The 18,622-nt window shown below is 74.0% G+C and carries 17 protein-coding genes; 8 read left to right on the forward strand and 9 right to left on the reverse strand.

What is annotated here, in order from left to right:
- Positions 1 to 20: 20 nt before the first annotated feature.
- Positions 21 to 1,688 (reverse strand): amidase, encoded by a 1,668-nt coding sequence (locus B5Y66_RS20885; RefSeq protein WP_217700864.1) that lies wholly within the window; start codon positions 1,686 to 1,688, stop codon positions 21 to 23.
- 226 nt (positions 1,689 to 1,914) lie between these two features.
- Here B5Y66_RS20885 and B5Y66_RS20890 point away from each other — a divergent pair, with 226 nt between their 5' ends.
- Both B5Y66_RS20890 and B5Y66_RS20895 read left to right on the forward strand, forming a co-directional pair.
- Positions 1,915 to 2,355: an Hsp20/alpha crystallin family protein gene (locus B5Y66_RS20890; protein WP_079576543.1), complete on the forward strand. Its 441-nt coding sequence runs from the start codon at positions 1,915 to 1,917 to the stop codon at positions 2,353 to 2,355.
- A 148-nt stretch (positions 2,356 to 2,503) separates the two neighbouring features.
- Positions 2,504 to 3,721 carry an NAD(P)/FAD-dependent oxidoreductase gene (locus B5Y66_RS20895; RefSeq protein ID WP_079576544.1) on the forward strand — a complete coding sequence of 406 codons (1,218 nt, stop codon included), beginning with the start codon at positions 2,504 to 2,506 and terminating at the stop codon, positions 3,719 to 3,721.
- A 70-nt stretch (positions 3,722 to 3,791) separates the two neighbouring features.
- Here B5Y66_RS20895 and B5Y66_RS20900 read toward each other — a convergent pair whose 3' ends face one another.
- The 4 genes from B5Y66_RS20900 to B5Y66_RS20915 form a co-directional block, all read right to left on the reverse strand.
- Positions 3,792 to 4,556 (reverse strand): ABC transporter permease, encoded by a 765-nt coding sequence (locus B5Y66_RS20900; RefSeq protein WP_079576545.1) that lies wholly within the window; start codon positions 4,554 to 4,556, stop codon positions 3,792 to 3,794.
- Positions 4,556 to 5,341, reverse strand: coding sequence for an ABC transporter ATP-binding protein (locus B5Y66_RS20905; RefSeq protein ID WP_079576546.1), 786 nt, complete (start codon positions 5,339 to 5,341; stop codon positions 4,556 to 4,558). The genes B5Y66_RS20900 and B5Y66_RS20905 overlap by 1 nt, the downstream gene beginning before the upstream one ends.
- 29 nt (positions 5,342 to 5,370) lie before the next feature.
- Positions 5,371 to 6,210 carry a DUF4097 family beta strand repeat-containing protein gene (locus B5Y66_RS20910; protein ID WP_079576547.1) on the reverse strand — a complete coding sequence of 280 codons (840 nt, stop codon included), beginning with the start codon at positions 6,208 to 6,210 and terminating at the stop codon, positions 5,371 to 5,373.
- Between the two features lie 79 nt (positions 6,211 to 6,289).
- Positions 6,290 to 6,811, reverse strand: a complete 522-nt coding sequence (locus tag B5Y66_RS20915; RefSeq protein WP_079576548.1) for a histidine kinase — start codon at positions 6,809 to 6,811, stop codon at positions 6,290 to 6,292.
- 221 nt (positions 6,812 to 7,032) lie between these two features.
- Between B5Y66_RS20915 and B5Y66_RS20920 the strand changes: the two genes are divergently transcribed.
- Entirely contained in the window at positions 7,033 to 7,812 is a 780-nt protein-coding gene (locus tag B5Y66_RS20920; protein ID WP_217700865.1) for a class I SAM-dependent methyltransferase, read from the forward strand.
- 25 nt (positions 7,813 to 7,837) lie between these two features.
- On the opposite strand, the gene B5Y66_RS20925 is transcribed toward B5Y66_RS20920, so the two are convergent.
- On the reverse strand, positions 7,838 to 8,716 hold the full coding sequence (locus B5Y66_RS20925) for a VOC family protein (protein WP_079576549.1): 879 nt from the start codon (positions 8,714 to 8,716) through the stop codon (positions 7,838 to 7,840).
- 111 nt (positions 8,717 to 8,827) lie between these two features.
- Between B5Y66_RS20925 and B5Y66_RS20930 the strand changes: the two genes are divergently transcribed.
- A complete protein-coding gene (locus B5Y66_RS20930; RefSeq protein WP_079576550.1) occupies positions 8,828 to 10,120 on the forward strand; it encodes an endonuclease/exonuclease/phosphatase family protein in 1,293 nt (430 codons plus the stop codon).
- 314 nt (positions 10,121 to 10,434) lie between these two features.
- Positions 10,435 to 11,565 (forward strand): ScyD/ScyE family protein, encoded by a 1,131-nt coding sequence (locus B5Y66_RS20935; RefSeq protein WP_079576551.1) that lies wholly within the window; start codon positions 10,435 to 10,437, stop codon positions 11,563 to 11,565.
- A gap of 102 nt (positions 11,566 to 11,667) precedes the next feature.
- Here B5Y66_RS20935 and B5Y66_RS20940 read toward each other — a convergent pair whose 3' ends face one another.
- Positions 11,668 to 12,741 (reverse strand): Gfo/Idh/MocA family protein, encoded by a 1,074-nt coding sequence (locus tag B5Y66_RS20940; RefSeq protein ID WP_079576552.1) that lies wholly within the window; start codon positions 12,739 to 12,741, stop codon positions 11,668 to 11,670.
- Positions 12,738 to 13,895 (reverse strand): Gfo/Idh/MocA family protein, encoded by a 1,158-nt coding sequence (locus tag B5Y66_RS20945; RefSeq protein ID WP_079576553.1) that lies wholly within the window; start codon positions 13,893 to 13,895, stop codon positions 12,738 to 12,740. Before B5Y66_RS20945 ends, B5Y66_RS20940 begins: the two co-directional genes overlap by 4 nt.
- Before the next feature lie 124 nt (positions 13,896 to 14,019).
- Between B5Y66_RS20945 and B5Y66_RS20950 the strand changes: the two genes are divergently transcribed.
- Positions 14,020 to 15,093, forward strand: a complete 1,074-nt coding sequence (locus B5Y66_RS20950; RefSeq protein WP_245807268.1) for a LacI family DNA-binding transcriptional regulator — start codon at positions 14,020 to 14,022, stop codon at positions 15,091 to 15,093.
- A 19-nt stretch (positions 15,094 to 15,112) separates the two neighbouring features.
- The gene (locus tag B5Y66_RS20955; protein ID WP_079576555.1) at positions 15,113 to 16,258 is read left to right on the forward strand and encodes a threonine aldolase family protein; all 1,146 of its coding nucleotides are present in this window, start codon (positions 15,113 to 15,115) and stop codon (positions 16,256 to 16,258) included.
- Between the two features lie 12 nt (positions 16,259 to 16,270).
- Here the strand turns inward: B5Y66_RS20955 and B5Y66_RS20960 are convergent, their stop codons facing one another.
- Positions 16,271 to 17,539, reverse strand: coding sequence for an MFS transporter (locus B5Y66_RS20960; RefSeq protein ID WP_079576556.1), 1,269 nt, complete (start codon positions 17,537 to 17,539; stop codon positions 16,271 to 16,273).
- Positions 17,540 to 17,676: 137 nt separating this feature from the next.
- Between B5Y66_RS20960 and B5Y66_RS20965 the strand changes: the two genes are divergently transcribed.
- Positions 17,677 to 18,582, forward strand: coding sequence for a winged helix-turn-helix transcriptional regulator (locus B5Y66_RS20965; protein WP_079576557.1), 906 nt, complete (start codon positions 17,677 to 17,679; stop codon positions 18,580 to 18,582).
- Positions 18,583 to 18,622 lie beyond the last annotated feature (40 nt).

Here is an 18,622-nt window from a genome sequence, read left to right on the forward strand (position 1 = left end):
ACGGCCGACGCACGACGCCCCTACTGCTCGTCCGGCTGCACCGGCCCGGGCGTGGCGGCCAGGTTCCGGTTCACGACGCGGCCGTCGTAGGCCTCGTCATAGTCGTACGCGTACCCGAGCAGGTCGGCCTCGGAGTACTTCTCGCCGAGGACGATCAGGTTGAACGGCTTGCCCGAGTCGTAGGCGCCGTCAGGCAGCACGACGCCGGGCAGCTGGGCGATGTTGATCTCCGACACGGTCGAGGCGTTGATCTCCCCGTCGTAGATGCCGGGGATCTCCTCGACCTGCTGCGGGAACACCAGCGCGTCGAGGTCGTGCGTGTCCATGACCTGGTCGAAGAGCTCCTGGTACTGCTCCGACACCGCCTCGAACTCGGCGTCGGTCGCCGGCTCGGTGTCCAGCGCCTCGACCATCTCGTCGATCCGCTCGTCGTCGGCGAACCCGTGGGCGTCGGCCCAGTCGTCCAGCTGCTCGAGCGAGCTCACCGCGGCGCCGTCGCCCAGCCCGGCCAGGTAGTCCTCGACGGCGTGCGCGTTGCCCACGCTGCCGCGCCCGTCGTACCCGCCCTCGCCGACCTTCGCGAGGTCGGCGAACCCGGTCCCCTCGAACGGGTCCTCGACCACGGTCGCGCCCTGCTCCTGCAGGTTGTCCACGGCCTCGGCATACAGGGCCGCCGTCTCGTCGGAGAGCTCACCATCCTTCCCGGAGCGCCAGCCGGGCCCGTAGAGGCCGATGCGCGCGCCCTCCAGGGCTCGCTCGGACAGCTGCGAGGTGTACCCGCCCGCGGGCACCTCGGCGCCCGCAGTCTTGGGGTCGTCGGCATGGGTGCCGGCCAAGACGTCCAGCATGATCGCGGCGTCCTCGGGAGTCTTGGCCAGCGGCCCCAGCACGTCACGGGTGTTCCCGGCCAGCGGCATGTTGCCGGTGTTCGGCACCAGCCCGAAGGTCGGCTTGACCGCGAACAGCGACTGCGCCGACGCCGGGTTCTGGATCGACCCGCCCGTCTCCTCCGCGATGCCGGTCACCGCGAAGTCCCCTGCGACGGCGGTGGCCGAGCCGCTGGACGACCCTCCCGGCGCCCAGTCCTGGTCCAGCGCGTTGAACGTCGGGCCGTAGGCCGAGTTGTTCGCGTTGGAGCCGGACCCCGCCAGGACCGGCAGGTTCGTCTTGCCGACGATGACCGCCCCGGCCTCGCGCAGGCGTTCGACCACGGGGGCGTCGTCCCGGGGGACCAGGGCGAGACCGCCCGCCTCGGGACTGGTCAGCGCCCACCCGGAGGTCGTGGGCAGACCGCGCACGTCCAGGGAGTCCTTGATGACGATCGGCACACCCTCCAGCGGGCCCACGTCCTTCTGAGAGCCCTGGCGCGCCTCGTCGGCCGCGGCCGCCTCGGCCAGGGCGTCCGGGTTCAGCCGGGTGAACGCGTTGTAGTACGGCTCGTACTGCGCGATGCGGTCCAGGTAGGCCCGGGTCAGCTCGACCGAGGTGATCCGGCCCGTCTTCAGCGCCTTGGTCGCCTCCGCGATGGTGAAGGTCGTCGGGTCCTGCGCGCCGGGGCGATGACCGTGCCCGAACGCCGGCCGGTCGGCCGCGACGGACGTCGCCGACGCAGTGCCGAGGGTTGCTGACGAGGCCAGGACCGCTCCGGCCGCGACGGCCGCGAGGCGGCGGATGGTGAACGTGCTCACGAGGGACTCCGATCGTCTGCGTCTACCGACCTCCGTCACCCTTGCCGACCTCGCATTTCACCCGTGTTGCCGGCGGGTAAGACGCCCGGGATGACGCGAGCAAGTCGTCCTCCTGACGCGCCGGCAAGCACAGCTCGACGGCACGAGTCCGCCCACGGCGAACCCGGAAATTGAGTCGGGGTGGCTCAGGTTGCACCGGTCAGCAGCACTCACCAAGGAGGACAGCATGACCACCACACTGAACCGCGCCCCGTTCGCCGACGCCTGGCTCCGCGACCTGTGGGCCCCGCGCCTCGCCGACCTCGCCCGGACCGAGGGCACCGTGCCCGGACGACCCGTGCCCGCCGCCGACGTGTACCGCGACGGCGAGGACCTCGTCGCCCGCCTCGACCTGCCGGGCGTGAACCCGGTCGAGGACGTCACCGTCGAGGTCGAGGGCCGCAAGCTCGTCGTGCGCGGCGAGCGCAAGGACCAGCGCCCGGAGGAGTCCGAGGGCCGACGCATCTCGGAGGTCCGCTTCGGCGCCTTCCGTCGCGTCGTCACCCTGCCGAAGGCCGTGGACGGCGACGCCGTCCACGCGTCCTACGACGCGGGCGTCCTGACGGTCACCGTCGCCGGCGTCTTCGCCGGCACGACGCCGCAGCGCATCGAGGTCACCAGCGCCTGATCGCTCGGACGCACCGCCCGACGGCGCCCGGTCGCACCCGCGACCGGGCGCCGTCGGCGTCTCCGGCCGGGTGCCGTCACACCTCGCCCCGGCGTCTCGTCGTCACCGTGAGCAACCGATGACGCACGACGGACCGAGGAGAGACGAGATGTCCGACGCAACGCAGGTCGTGGTGGTGGGCGGCGGGTACGCCGGGGTGACGGCGGCGAACCGCCTGACGAAGCGGGACGACGTGGCGGTCACCCTGGTGAACGCCCGCCCGACGTTCGTGGAGCGGATCCGCCTGCACCAGCGGGTGGCCGGCTCGCACGACGCGGTCGTGGACTACCGGGAGGTGCTGGCCGACGCGGTGCGGCTCGAGGTCGCCACCGTGGAGCGGATCGACGCGGCGACGCGGCGGCTGGAGCTCGCCGGCGGCGGCAGCCTCGGGTACGACTACCTGGTGTACGCGGTGGGCAGCACCAGCGCCGCCCCGGCGGTGCCGGGCGCGGCGGAGCACGCCTACCCGCTGGCAAGCCTGGAGGAGGCCGACCGGCTGGCCCCGGAACTGGCCGCCGCCGGGCGGGAGGCGCGCATCACCGTGGTGGGCGCCGGGCCGAGCGGCATCGAGACGGCGTCCGAGCTGGCGGAGCAGGGCCGCGCGGTGACGCTGGTCTGCGGCGACGTGCTCGGCCCGTACCTGCACCCGAAGGGCCGCAGCGCGGTCGCTGCCGCCCTCGGACGGCTCGGCGTGGCGGTCCTCGCGGGGCCGGGCACCATGGTGACGGCCGTGACGGGGGACGCGGTGCAGCTCGCGGACGGCCGCGACGTCCCGAGCGACGTGACGATCTGGACGGCGGGCTTCGCCGTCCCGGACCTCGCCGCCCGCAGCGGCCTGAGCACGGACGCCGCCGGCCGCCTGCGCACCGACGAGACCCTGACCAGCGTGGACGACGACCGCATCGTCGCCGCCGGCGACGCGGGCGCGCCGTCCGACCTGCCGTTCCGGATGAGCTGCCAGGCCGCGGGACAGCTGGGTGGCGCGGCAGCCGACACCGTCCTGGCACGGCTGGTGGGCACCGAGCCCGCACCGGTGGCGGTCGGCTTCCTGGGCCAGTGCCTGAGCCTCGGACGCGGCGCGGGGCTGTTCCAGTTCGCCCGCCGGGGCGACGTCCCGGTCCGCGTGTTCCTCGGCGGCCGGCTGGGCGGCCGCCCCGGCGCGTGGCTCAAGGAGCTGGTCTGCAGGAGCACCGTCCAGGGCCTCACCTGGGAGGCGCGGCGACCGGGGATCATGCGCTACCCGTCGTTCGTCGGCGACCCGCGACGTCGTGAGGTGCTGCGGGCTCGGCGTGCGGCCGCGCCGAGCGACGTCGTCCCCGTCGCCTGACGCGACCACGCCGGTCGAGCCTGTCGGGGAGGTCCCGACAGGCTCGACCGGCGTGCGGACCCGGCCGGGGTCAGCTGACGCGGCGGCGATAGGCGACGCCCGCGAAGGCGTAGGCGACGACGAAGATGCCGACCAGCCACGCGAGGGCGATCCAGATGTCGTTGCCGACGGGCTGCTCGGCGAACAGGGCACGGATCGAGTTGACGATGGACGTCACGGGCTGGTTCTCGGCGAACCAGGCGACCGGGGCGGGCATGGTGTCGGTGGGCACGAACGCGGAGCTGATGAACGGCAGGAAGATCAGCGGGTAGCTGAAGGCGCTCGCACCGTCGACCGTCTTCGCGGAGAGCCCGGCGATCACCGCCAGCCAGGTCAGGGCGAGGGTGAACAGGACGATGATGCCGGCGACCGCGAGCCAGGCCCCGAAGGACGCCCCGGTGCGGAAGCCCATGAGGAACGCGACGCCGATGACGATCGCGACCGAGACCAGGTTCGAGACGAGGGACGTGAGCACGTGTCCCCACAGCACGCTCGACCGTGCGATCGGCATCGACTGGAACCGCTCGAAGATGCCGCCCTGCATGTCGAGGAACAGCCGGTACGCGGTGTAGGCGATGCCGGACGCCACGGTGATCAGCAGGATGCCGGGCAGCATGTAGTTGATGTACGACTCGTCGGTCCCGGTGTTGATCGCCCCGCCGAAGACGTAGACGAAGATGAGCATCAGCGCGATCGGCGTGACCGCCGTGGTGATGATGGTGTCCGGGCTCCGCACGATGTGGCGCAGCGACCGACCGGTCAGGGTGCCGGTGTCGGCAAGGGCGTGGGTGGTCATCAGGATTCCTTCTCGGTACCGGTCGCGCCGACGAGCGAGAGGAAGACGTCCTCGAGGGACGGCTGCTTCTCGACGTACTCGACCTGGGCGGGCGGGAGGAGCTGCTTGAGCTCGGCGAGGGTGCCGTTCTGGATGATCGTTCCCTGGTGCAGGATGGCGATCCGGTCGGCGAGCTGCTCGGCCTCGTCGAGGTACTGCGTGGTGAGCAGCACGGTGGTGCCGCCCTGGGCCAGCTTCTTGACGGTGTCCCACACCTCGATCCGCGCCTGCGGGTCGAGGCCGGTGGTGGGCTCGTCGAGGAAGATGATCGGCGGGTCGCCGATGAGGCTCATCGCGATGTCGAGCCGCCGGCGCATGCCACCGGAGTAGGTGCCGGCGCGCCGGCCACCCGCCTCGGTGAGCGAGAAGCGGTCGAGCAGCTCGTCCGCGACGGCGCCCGGGGTCTTCAGGTGGCGCAGCCTGGCGACGAGGACGAGGTTCTCGCGGCCGGTGAGGATCTCGTCGACCGCGGCGAACTGGCCGGTGAGGCTGATCGACTCGCGCACGTCGCCGGGCTTCGCCGCGACGTCGAACCCGTGCACGACGGCGGTGCCCGCGTCCGCCCTGAGCAGCGTCGACAGGATCCGCACGAGCGTGGTCTTGCCGGCGCCGTTCGAGCCGAGGAGCGCGAAGATGCTCCCCCTGGCGACGTCGAGGTCGACGCCGCGCAGCACGTGCAGCTCGCCGAACGACTTCTCGATGCCCTGCACCCGGATCGCGGGCTCGGGGGACTGTTCCGTGGTCATGTCCGGTACTCCTGTTCCTGAGGTGTGGTTCACGGCCGGCGGACGACGACGTCGCCGAAGCCGGTGCTGGCGTGGATCTCTGCGGTGGCCTCGTCCTCGACCGGCCCTTCGGTGGGGGTCAGCTGGTTGCGGACGGAGCCGTTCTCGGACGAGACGTCGAGGTAGGCGGCCGTGCCCTCGGGCACCCCGACCTCGATCGACCCGAAGGAGGACGTGAGGGTGACGTCGCCGGACTCGAGGGTGCCCACCCGGATGCTGGCGTGGGCCGACTTCGCGGTGAGGGTGCCGCGCACGCGGCTCACCGCGATGTCGCCGTGCGCCCCGAGCACCTCGAGGGCGCCGGTGACGGCGCCGACGGTCGTGGTGCCGTTGCTCGCGCGGATCGTGCCGTCGCCGGACACCTCGTCGACGAAGACGGACCCGGCGCTCACCTTGACGTCGAGGGTGCCGGTGACGCGCCCGGCGGTCGCCGAGCCGGCGGAGAGCTTGAGGTCGAGCCGCTCCACGTCGTCCACGCGGGCGTTCCCGGCGGACAACGACATGTCGACGGCGGCGAGCGGGCCCTCGGCGTAGAGCGAGCCGGCCTTGCCGCTCAGCGACGAGCCCTCGGGGAGCTCGACGGTGATGTCGGCGGTGCCGGCGGCGAACGGGAGCACGAACTGCTTCCACGAGCCGGGGTACGTGATCGAGACGGCGTCGCCGTCCCGGTCGACGCGCACCGACTCGGCGGCGCGCACGCTGCCCGACTTGGCGTTGGTGGGGAGGACGGTGACGACGACGTCGTCACGCTCCCCGGCGACGACGTGCACGTTCGCGAAGGGCACGTCGATCAGGACGGGGACGGGCTGGGGGGCGGGGAAAGTGGGCATGACGGGGCTCCAACAGTGGTGTCGGTGTGGTGTCAGGGGGGACGAGGGCGGTGCGGTGCGGGGCCGTGCGACGAAAGGATCAGCGCACCCAGCCGGTGACGCGGCCGGAGCCGCGCTGCTGCGGACGGGCCTGCGCGGCCGGGCGCCCGGTGGACTGCTCGAGCGCCGTGGCGACCGCGCGCACGAGCCAGGTGTTGACGGAGACGCCGTCGCGGGCGGCGGCGGTCTCGGCCTGCGTCTTGAGGTGGTCCGGCAGACGCAGGGTGGTGCGGGTGGTGGCGCCGCTCTCGGCCTCCACGACCGGCAGCGCCAGCGCGACCGGCTCCGCGGCAGGGGCGGGGTCGGGGGCGGCGGACCGGGCCGGTGCCGCGACGACGAACTCGGGCGAGCCGCCACGGAGCCGGATGTCGACCGAGCCGGGGGCCAGCTCGGCGGAGATCTCCCCCGCCGCGTCGGACAGCGCCTCGAGCAGCACCAGCCGGGCGGCGGCGTCGAGCGGGGCGGTCAGGCGGGAGGCCAGCTCCCGCGCCTCGTCCCCGCCGGCGGCGGCTGCGGTGCCGAGCTGCTGCTGCAGCTCGTCGACGTATCTCGTGAGGTCCATGGCTTCACTATGACACCACGGTGGTGTCACCGCAAGACCTTTGACGTCATTTCTGGTGTCGAATGTGGCGCAGGATGGTGTCGGCGGCGGAATCGACGGCGTCGTCGCAGGTCAGGGGCTGTGCTCGCGGGGGATGCACACTGCCCGCAGCGCGACACCTGCCGGCGCGGCTGGGCGACCGTCGCCCTCCCGCCACCCTTCCGGCGCGTTAGCGTGGCGTCGTGACCACATCCCCGCGAGGCACCGAGGGCGCGGCGCACGGCGTGCGCCTGTTCGACGACGTGCACCCCGACGAGGCGGAGCGCGCGTACCTGCCCGGCATGAGCAGCGCATGGAAGATGCCTTGGTACGACGTGCAGAGCTGGTGGCGGCGTGCCGGGCAGCTGCACCGCCGCACCGTCGAGATCGCCGGGATCGCGCCCGGCCAGCACGTGCTCGACGTCGGGTGCGGCACGGGCAACCTGGCGCTCACTGTGCTGCGCGCAGTGCCGGACGCCGTCGTGACCGGGCTCGACCCGGACGGCGCCGCCCTGCGCCGCGCGGCGCGCAAGGCACGACGGCGAAGGATCGGGCGGCGCGGCTCCCTCACCCTCGTCCGTGGCTTCGCCGACCGGCTTCCGGCCCCGGACGCGAGCGTCGACCACGTGCTGTCGTCCCTCGCCCTGCACCACGTGCCGATGGACGAGAAGCGACGGTTCGCGGCCGAGCTCGCGCGGGTGCTACGCCGCGGCGGGCACGTGACGATCGCCGACCTCGACGCGCCGGGACACGGCGGGAGCGAGCACGGCGGGAGCGAGCACGGCGGGAACGGCGACGGCGGGCACAGGGCGCATCGGCACGGCGGGCATCACGAGATCGGGGCGAACCAGCACCGCGAGGACAACGCCGACGGCGGGATCCAGCGCCTGCTGACCGACGCGGGGCTGACGGGCGCGCGCGAGGTCGGGCGCGCGACGTTCATGGACACGCCCGTGGTGTGGGTGCAGGCGCGGCGGCCCTGACGTCCGGGCGGGCCGTCGCCCGCGCTCAGGACCTCCCGGCGTCGGTCTCGGCGGCGACGAACTCCGGCGGCGGGGCGAACTGCGAGAGCACGAGGTCGGCGCCGAACGGGTCCCGGAGGGTCGCCTCCCGGGTCCACTCCGTGTCCTGGGTCGCGTGCACGACGGCGCCGGCCCGCTCGGCCGCCTCGACGGCGGCGTCGCGATCGGCCACCGCGAACACGACCGACCAGTGCGCAGGCCCGTCCGCGGGCAGCACCCCGGCGACGACGTCCGAGAATCCCGGGGGCACGAACTCCTGCCGCTCGTGGATGCTCGAGTCCACGGTGCGGGCCAGGTGGTCGCCGTACCCGGGGACGCGCGCCATCCCGACACCCAGGTCGTCGCTGCGCTCCCAGCCGAGCAGCGGCCCGTAGAACCGCAGCGCGGCGTCGACGTCGGGCGTGAGCAGGTTGCTGAAGTTCCAGGTGCCGGGCTCGTTGACGCGCTGCGCCCCCGCCCGCGTGCCCGCCTGCCACAGCCGGCTCGGCGCGCCCTCCGGGTCGACGATCCGCGCCATCCATCCGGCAGCCTGCCCCGGCGGGCCCACCTGCTGCGGCGGCGTGCTCAGCACGCCGCCCAGCTCCGTGACGCGGGCCGCCGCGGCCTCGACGTCGTCCACCGCGAGGTACGTGTGCCACGCGGGTTCGCCGTCGTACCCCGGGTCGGGCGTCGCGACGGCCGCGATCGCCGTGGCGTCGGTGCCGTCCCACGACGCCACGACGTACCGTCCTGGCGCGCCGGGCGGCAGCTTCTCGGTGAACCTCCAGCCGAACAGGTCGCCGTAGAAAGCGAGGGCGGCGTCCACCTCCGTCGTCTCCAGGTCGATCCAGCTCGGGACGCCGTGCGGGTACGTGTGCTGCGTCATCTCCCCAGGCTGCACCGCGCCACCGACATCTCGCCCGTCGGCACCGACCGTTCATCCACAGGTCGCCCCGACCCCCTTCCCAGCGCGCTCCCGGCTCCCTACCGTGACGACATGACCGTTCGCCGTCGTGCCGTCCGCCGCCCGTCCGTCGCCCTCGCGGCCACCCTCGCCCTCGGCGCGGGCCTGACCGCGGCACCGGTCGCCGCGAGCGCCCACGGGGGCGACGGCGGGCACCACGGCGGGCACCACGGCGGGCACCACGGCGGGCACGGGCCCGACCGCTCGCTGCGCGTGGCGACATACAACCTGTCGCTGAACCGCGCCGCGGAGGGCGAGCTGAAGGCGGACCTCTCCACGGGCGACGACCCGCAGGCGCGCACGGTCGCGGAGGTCATCCAGCGCGCGGACCCGGACGTGGTGCTGCTCAACGAGTTCGACCACGACGCCGCGCACGAGAGCGTGGACCTGTTCCGCGAGAACTACCTCGAGGTGCCGCAGGGCGGCGCGGACCCGGTGCGCTACCGCTACGCGTACACGGCGCCGTCGAACACCGGGATCCCCAGCGGGCTCGACCTCGACAACAGCGGCACGGTGGGCGGCGGCAACGACGCGTTCGGCTTCGGCGAGTTCGAGGGCCAGTACGGCATGGTCGTGCTCTCGAAGTACCCGATCGACAGCCGGAGCGTGCGGACGTTCCAGCACTTCCTGTGGAAGGACATGCCGGGCGCGCTGCTGCCTGACGACCCGGCCACCCCCGAGCCGGCGGACTGGTTCTCCCCCGAGGAGCTCGACGTCGTGCGGCTGTCCAGCAAGTCGCACTGGGACGTGCCGGTCCGCGTGGGCCGCGAGACGGTGCACGTGCTGGTCTCGCACCCGACGCCGCCCACGTTCGACGGCCCGGAGGACCGCAACGGTCGCCGCAACCACGACGAGATCCGGTTCTGGGCCGACTACGTCACCCCCGGCAAGGCCTCGCGCTACGTCTACGACGACGACGGTCGGCGCGGCGGCCTGAAGCCGGGCGAGCGGTTCGTGATCCTGGGCGACCAGAACGCCGACCCGCTCGACGGTGACTCCGTCGACACGGCGATCGACCAGCTCCTCGACCACCCGCGCATCACCGACCCGCAGCCCACGTCCGACGGCGCCGTCGAGGCGGCAGCCCTGCAGGGTGGCGCCAACGCGACGCACCGCGGCGACCCCGCCCTCGACACGGCCGACTTCGCCGACACCGCGCCGGGCAACCTGCGCGCCGACTACGTGCTGCCGTCGAAGGGCCTGCGCGTCCGCGACGGCGGAGTGTTCTGGCCGACGCAGGCCGACCCGCTGTCGCGGCTCACGGGCGTCTACCCGTTCCCCTCCAGCGACCACCGGCTCGTCTGGGTGGACGTCGCGACCCGCTGACGGTCGCCCCCGGCGCCCGTCGCAGGCCGCTGACCTGGGCATCCATCGGGATTTCTCACCCGCTCCCGCCCGGCTCGCGTGTGGCGACCGCTCCCGGACCGGGTGCAGGGTGGTGAGTGCTGTGCTCACCGCCGAGCGTGACGTGCTCACCGAGGACAGCCGTGACCGTCCGGCACGGAGCCGGTCGCACCGCACCGCCTCCCCGGGCGCGCGCCACCGTCGACGTCCTCGTCGGCCCCGCAGTCCCCGAGCCCGGTCCGCCGGCGCGTCTTCCACGTGCCACGCCAGGAGCCGGGCGACACCCTGGAGCACCCATGAGACGCGTCATCCCCGCGGTGGCCGCAGCAGCGACGGCGCTGCTGCTCGCCGCGACCCCCGCCGCCGCCCACGGCGGCAAGCCCTCACCCCGCCCACCGACCGTCACCGATCTCGCCGACGGCCTCGTGTCGCCGCTCACCCTTGCCGCCGGGCCGCGCGGCACGACGTTCGTCACGCAGAACTTCGCGAGCCTGCTCACGGCCGTCGGCCGCGGCGGCTCCACGCAGGTCCTCTACTCGGGCCCGGGCGGCTCCGACGTGGGCGGCGTGTCGTTCTCCGGCCGCACCGTCACCTTCACGGAGACCCTGCTCGCCGGCCCGCAGGAGCCCGTCGACTCGACCGTCAAGACGCTGCGGGTCGACCGGAACGGCGCCCCCGCCGGCGCGGTGCGGACGCTCGCGAACCTCCGGTCCTACGAGAACCGCCACAACCCCGACGGCCGCGTGACGTACGGCCTCCGGTACGCCCCGAAGTCCTGCCTGGACCAGTTCCCGGAAGACATGCCCGGCAGGTACAAGGGCATCCAGGACTCCCACCCGTACGGCACCACGACGAAGCACGGCACCACGTACGTGGCCGACGCCGGCATGAACGCCGTCGTCTCGGTGAGCGAGCGCGGCCAGGTCCGCACGGTGGCCGTGCTGCCCGCACAGCCCGCTGTCGTCACGGCCGAGGCCGCAGCGGCGAACGGGATCCCGGACTGCGCGATCGGCCGGACCTACTGGTTCGAGCCGGTGCCGACGGACGTCGAGGTCGGCCCCCGCGGCAAGCTCTACGTGACCACGCTGCCGGGCGGCCCGGAGGACGCGAGCCTCGGAGCACGCGGCTCGGTCTACACGATCGACCCCCGGTGGGGCTCGGTGCACCGGGTGGCGAAGGGCTTCGCCGGAGCCACCAACCTCGCGGTCTCGCCGCGGGGTGACGTGTACGTCGCCGAGATGTTCGGCGGCAAGATCTCGAAGGTGACGCACCACGGGAACCGCACCGTGGTCGAGGCGCCGCTCCCCGGCGGCCTCGAGTGGCACCACGGCGACCTGCTGGCCACCACGAACGTGCTGCCCGGCGAGGGCGTCCCGCCCGACGGTCACCTCGTGCGGATCGACCTGCCGAGATCGCACGGGCACTGACAGCGACCCCGCCGGTCAGGCTCGTCGACATCCCGCTGGTTGAGCCTGTCGAAACCCGGTTTCGACAGGCTCAACCCACGGTTCGTGCTCGACCGTCGTCGGTCAGGGTGTCAGCACCCGCGCCTGCCGCTGCGCGAGCACGCTGAGCTCGGCGGCCTTGAAGGCGTGCTCCTGCGTCATCGCGTTCTCGGTGCGCTCCAGGCAGTCGAGGATGAGCTGCCCGAAGTAGGGGAACCCGACCTGCCCGTTCGCGACGAGGTGGTGCTCGCCCTCGCCGTCGACGAGGAACACGTGCCCGCCGCCCTCGCCGGTGCCGACGTTGACGTACTTGCGCAGCTCGATGTACCCGTCGGTGCCGAGGATGACCGTGCGGCCGTCGCCCCACGTGCTCAGGCCGTCCGGCGTGAACCAGTCCACGCGCACGTACCCGGTGGCCCCGTTGTCCATGACGATGCCGGCCTCGCCGAAGTCGTCCAGCTCCGGGTGGTCCGGGTGGTGGTAGTTCGCGATGGCGGCGTGGCTGATCTCCGCGTCCTTCGCCCCCGCGTAGTGCAGCATCTGGTCGAAGTTGTGGCTCCCGATGTCGCACAGGATGCCGCCGTACTTCTCCTTCTCGAAGAACCAGTCCGGCCGACCGGTGCCGAGGCGGTGCGGGCCCAGCCCCATCACCTGCAGCACGCGGCCGATGGCGCCCCGGTCGATCAGCTGCTCCGCCAGCACGGCGGCCTCGACGTGGATGCGCTCGGAGTAGTACACGGCGTACTTCTGGCCGGTCCGCGCCGTGGCCTCGCGGGCCGCGGCGAGCTGGTCGAGCGTCGTCAGCGGTGCCTTGTCCGTGAAGTAGTCCTTGCCGGCCTCGATCACGCGCAGGCCGAGCGGGGCCCGCTCGGAGGTCACCGCGGCGCCGGCGACGAGGCGCACCTCGGCGTCGTCGAGGATCTCGGCCTCGCTGCGCGCCACCCGCACGTCGGGGAACTTCTTGCGCATGTTCTCGACCTTGGCCGGGTCCGGGTCGTACACCCACTTGAGGGTGCCGCCCGCGCCCGCGAGGCCCTCGCACATGCCGTACACGTGCCCGTGGTCGAGGCTCGTCGCCGCGAACACGAACTCGCCCGGCTCGACGACGGGCGCGGGGACCGGGTTCGGCGCGTACGCGGCGCCGCTCGTCGCGCTCATGCCTTCGCCCCCACCGTGATCGCGCCCGGCAGCTCGCCGACCGACGCCGTCTTGGAGAAGAAGTGCGGCGCCCGCTCCACGAGGGTGCCGGTGCGGTAGTACGGGTCGTCGGGGCTCAGCGGCAGGTCCACGGTGCGGCGCTCGACGCCGGCCTCGTAGATCGCCGTGACCAGCTCGATGGCGCGGCGCCCGTCCTCGCCGTCGACGGCGGGACGCCGGCGCTCGCGCACCGCGTCGAGCATGTCGCCGATCTGCCCGGCGTGGCCGGTGTGCGTCAACGGGCGGTGCGCGGCGGCCACGGCCTCGATGGCGGCGACGCGCTCGGCGTCGCCCTCCCGGTTCGGGAACCCGGCGGGGTTCGCGGTCTCCGCCACGACCTTCCACGGCTGCGACACGCGCGCGTGGCGGCCCTGCACGACGATGGCCTGCTCCTCCCCGTGGCTGACCACCGAGGCGGTCACCTCGGCCAGCGCCCGGTCGTACTGCAGCACGCTCACGGACAGGTCCTCGACCTCGGCGTTCTCGTGCGCCGCGTTGGTGAGCACCGACGTGACGGCCTTCGGCGAGCCGAGCATCCACAGCGTCATGTCGAGATGGTGGATGGCGTGGTTGAGCGTGCAGCCGCCGCCCTCGCTCTCCCAGGTGCCGCGCCACCACAGGTCGTAGTACTCGGTGCCGCGCCACCAGGCGGAGCTGACCTGCGCGTGCGTGACCGGGCCGGCGAGGCCGGAGTCCAGCACCTCCTTGAGCGTGGCGATGTCGTCGCGGAAGCGGTTCTGCGCGACGACGGACAGCAGCCGGCCGTTGTCGCGGGCGGCCGCGATCATCGCGTCGCACTCCTCCAGCGAGGGCGCCATCGGCTTCTCGACGAGCACGTCGACGCCCGCCTCGAGCGCCGTGATCGACAGGGCGGCGTGGGTGGACGGCGGCGTCGCGACGCTGACGAGGTCGAGGCGCTGTTCCGTGGCGAGCATCTCGGCGGCGTCGGTGTAGACGCGGGCGCCCTCGAGCCCGAGCTCCGCGCGCAGGGCCTCGGCGCGGCCGGGGGCCGGGTCGCACAGCGCGACGATCTCGCACTCGGTGCCGAAGCGCTGATAGGCGTCGATGTGCGCCCGGGCGATCCCGCCCGTGCCGACGATCCCGATGGTGAGCATGGTTCCTCCGATGGAACGAGCTAGCTGGCGGTACGGCATGATACGTATCATGCGACGGTGATCAGGGTGGCTGCACGGCCGCGGCCCTGTCAAGGCGAACGACGCGGGAGGACATACTGTGGCGGTGCCGAACCCACCCACCAGCCGCGACGTCGCGCGCCTCGCCGGGGTGTCCCAGGCCACCGTGTCGTACGCCCTCACGGGGCGCGGCACCATCGCGGCCGCCACCCGCGAGCGCGTGCTCCGGGTGGCCGAGTCCATCGGCTACCGGCCCAACCTCGCCGCGCGCTCCATGCGCACCCGGCGCTCGGGGCGGCTGGCCGTGGTCACCGGCGCGACGCTCGACAACCAGCTCCGGCTGCTCGCCGGCGCGGGCGAGGTGGCCGAGGCCGCGGGGTTCGTCATGGAGACCCACACCGTCGACGGCACGGTCGAGGAGCGCACCGCCCGCGTCTGCGACCTCGCGGGGAGCCGCCAGTACGAGGGCATCCTCACGCTGGTGCCGGTGCTGCCGGAGGCGTTGTCGGAGCCGTCCGACGACGCGCCGGCCGGGCAGGACGACGGCGCGACGCCGGTCGTGGCGGAGGCGACGTTCGACGAGCAGATGCGCACCCTCGGCGACCTCGCCGACGCGAGCACCGTCGAGGTGTTCGTCGAGGCGCTGGTGGCCGCGGGGTACCGCCGGTTCGTGCACGTCGCCGGCCCCGAGCAGTTCGCCTCGGCCCGCGCGCGGCGCGACGTGTACGTCACCTCGGTCGCCCGGGCCGCCGCCGACCCCGCCACGCCCGACGTCGTCTCCCTCGGCGTCCTGGGCGGCTCGTGGTCCGGTGACGACGCCCGCCGCGCGGTCGCCGAGATCCCCGCGGACGCGCTGCCCGTCGCGGTGGTCGCGGCCAACGACTTCCTGGCCGCCGGGGTGCTGCGCGGCGCCGCCGAACGGGGCTGGTCCGTGCCCGGCGACCTCGTCGTGACCGGCTGGGACAACGTCGAGATGGGCGCGTTCATGATGCCGTCGCTCACCACCGTCGCCGTCGACTTCCCCGAGGCCGGCCGCGCCGTGATGCGCCGCCTGGTCGCCGCGATCCGCGGCGAGCCCCGCCCCGGCCCGGGCCGCCCGATCCACCGCATCGTGTGGCGCGAGTCCAGCGGCGACCTGCCCGGCGTCGCGCCCGGGCCCGCCCCGGGGCCACCCCGGTGACGCCCGTACCCTGGGGCGCGTGACCGAGCCCCGCACCCTCCCGCCGTTCGCCTCCGACAACTACGCGCCCGCGCACCCCGACGTGCTCGCCGCGGTCGCGGCCGCGAACGACGGGTACGCCGTCGCGTACGGCGACGACCCGTGGACGGCGAGGCTCGACCTCCGCGTGCGCGAGGTGTTCGGCGCCGGCGCGCTCGCCTTCCCGGTGCTCAACGGCACGGGCGCCAACGTCGTGTCGCTCACCGCGCTCTCGCCGCGGTGGGGCGGCGTCGTGGTCTCCGACGTCGCGCACGTCAACACCGACGAGAACGGCGCGCCCGAGCGGGTGGGCGGCCTCAAGCTCCTCGCCTGCCCGTCGGTGGACGGCCGGATCACGCCCGACGACGTCGCCCGGTGGGCAGGGCAGCGCGACGACGTGCACCGTGCGCACCCCGCGGTGCTGTCCCTCACCCAGTCCACGGAGCTCGGCACCGTGTACCCCCTCGAGGACCTGCGCGCCCTGACGCACGTCGCGCACGACCTGGGCATGGCCGTGCACGTGGACGGCTCCCGCCTCGCCAACGCCGCCGCGGCCCTCGGCTGCTCGCTGCGGGCCCTCACCACGGACGCCGGCGTCGACGTCGTCTCCCTCGGCGCCGCGAAGAACGGCGGCATGCTCGGCGAGGCCGTCCTCGTCCTGGGGCCCGACGACGCGCCGGACGCCGCGTCCGCCCGCGCGCGGGAGGCGGCGTCGGCCGCCGTCCCGTTCCTGCGCAAGGCGACGATGCAGCTCGCGTCCAAGACGCGGTTCGTCTCCGCGCAGCTCCTCGCGCTGCTAGGGGAGCCCGGCACGCCGGGCGACGGGATCTCGGCAGGCTCGACCAGCGGTCCGCTCTGGCACCGCAACGCGGCGCACGCGAACGCGATGGCGGCGCGCCTCCGTGCCGGCCTCGAGGCGCTCGGCGGGGACGCCGTCCAGGCCACCCGGCCCACCGAGGCGAACGCTGTCTTCGCCACGCTCCCCCGCGCCGCCGCGGACCGGCTGCGCGCCGTCTCGCGCTTCTACGACTGGGCCGACGGCGAGTCGCGCGACCGTGTCGAGGTGCGGCTCATGTGCGCCTGGGACACCGCGCCGGAGACCGTCGACGCGTTCGTCGCGGCGGCGGCCGACGCCCTCGCCGGTTGAGCCTGTCGAAACCTAGGACCGGGTCCCGACAGGCTCGACCGACAGGTCCGCCGGAGCCTCGTAGTCCTCGAGGTCCCGCAGCCGCCGCACCGGGCTGAGCCCGACGATCACGGGGCCGAGCAGCAGCACGAACGCCGACCCGAGCAGCACCGCCCGGCTGCCCACCTGCGCGGCAAGGACCCCGGCGGCCAGCGACCCGAGCGGGATCATGCTCCAGGACACGAACCGCACGGTGGCCATGACCCGGGAGAGCAGCGCGGGCGGGCTGGCCACCTGCCGGTAGGTGCGCGTCACGACGCTCCCCGGCACGACGGACGCACCGAACACCATCGTGCCGACGGCGAAGCAGAGCCAGCCGGCAGCGCCGGCGCCCAGCGGGATGAGCAGGGCGCCGGCGAACCCGACCAGGCCGTCGAACAGCAGCACCCGCGCGGAGCCGAACCGCCGCACGAGCCACGGCGTGGCCGCGGCCGCGAGCAGGGAGCCCGCACCGTCGGCGGCCAGCAGCACGCCGACCATGGCGGGCGGAGCGTCGAGGTCGCGCACCAGGTAGAGCGCGAACAGCCCGGCCTGCACACCGCACACGAGGTTGACGGCGCAGGCCCACCAGGTGGCGGGCGCCATCACCGGGTGCCGCACCACGAACCGCCAGCCCTCGGCGATCATCGCGCCCATGCCCGGCCGGGCCTCCCCGTCTCCGAGCGCGGGCTCGCGCCGCTCGGGCAGCCGCCGCAGCAGCAGTGCCGACACGACGTACGACGCGGCGTCGACCAGCAGCGCGGGCACGGCACCGACCGCCTGCACCAGCAGGCCGGCGACCGACGGCCCACCGAGCTGCGTGGCGGCCTGGGTGCCGGAGACCAGGCTGTTGCGGCTGGTCAGCTCGTGCTGCGGCACCACGGTGGGCAGGAAGGTCGTGTTGGCGGTGAAGAAGAACACCTCGGCCACGTTGACCGCGAGCGCCGCCAGCACCAGGTGGGCGAGCGTGAGCTCCCCGAGCCACCAGACGAGCGGGACGGCGAGGACCGCGACGGCCCGCACCAGGTCGGCCACGACCTGGGTGGCGCGCAGCGGCAGCCGGTGCACGATCGCGCCGGCCGGCAGCCCGAGCACCACCCAGGCGAGGTACGACGACGCGGCCAGCAGCCCCGTCTCGACCGGGCCGGCGTCGAGGACGGTCACCGCCGCCAGCGGCAGCGCGACGGTCGTCACGGCGGTGCCGACGCCGCTCGTCGTGCTCGCCGCCCAGTAGGTCCAGAACGGCCGTGCGCTCGTGGCCACGTGGCCACCTCCTCGCGATGATGACGGCTGCCGCCGGGAACAGACGGTGCGGCGCCGTCGTTGATAAGTTCCAGATTGGAACTTACCCCATGCTGCGGGATGGACGCGCACCCCGGCCCGGCGAGAGGATGTGCCCCATGCGCCGCGAGGACCTTGCCGACAGCGACTGCGGTATCGCCCAGTCCCTCGGTGTCGTCGGCGACTGGCAGAGCCTGCTGATCGTGCGCGAGGCCGCCGCCGGCGTCACCCGGTTCGAGGGTTTCGCCCGCGAGCTCGGGCTCTCGCGGCGGGCCCTCACCGAGCGGCTCGGCGGGCTCGTCGAGCACGGCGTGCTGGAGAAGGTGCCGTACTCCGAGCGCCCGCCCCGGCACGACTACCGGCTCACCGACCGCGGCGAGGGCCTGCTGCCGGTGCTGCTCGCGCTCCAGGAGTGGGGCACCCGGTTCGTCATGGGTGACGGCGAGCTCAGCGGCACCCTCGGCGACGGCGACCTCGCGCGGGTGGGCGCGCTCGAGGGCACGCGGGTGCCCGACGTCGCGCTCGCGGCGCACGACGGCTCCACGGTGCGGCTCGTCGACCCCGACCGGTGGACGGCGCTGTTCTTCTTCCCCGGCGCCTACGCGCCCGGCACCCACGGGTACCCGCCGCGCTGGGGCGAGGTGCCCGGCACCAGCGGCTGCACCCTCGAGTGCGCCACCTACGGGCGCCGCCACGCCGATCTCGAGGCCGCCGGCGCGCGCGTGCTCGGCGTGAGCACGCAGCACCCCGAGCAGCAGGCCGCGTTCGCCGCGCACGCCGCGCTGCCGTACCTGCTCGCGTCGGACCAGGACGGGCTCGCCGCGTCCGCGCTGCGCCTGCCCGTCTTCCGCGCCGGCGGTGCCGACCGCCTCAAGCGCGTCACGCTGCTCGTCGACCCGCAGGGCACGGTGCGGCACGTGCAGGCACCGGTCATCGACCCCGCGCAGTCCGTCGACGACGCGCTCGACCTCGTGCGGAGCCTGACGGCCGGGTCGGGGACGGCGGCGGGAAGGGCCCGGCGTTAGGGTCGGAACGAACCGGAGCCGGCGGAAGGAACCCCCCACC

The sequence above is a fragment of the Krasilnikoviella flava genome, assembly GCF_900167525.1.
Taxonomy (GTDB): Bacteria; Actinomycetota; Actinomycetes; order Actinomycetales; family Cellulomonadaceae; genus Isoptericola; species Isoptericola flavus.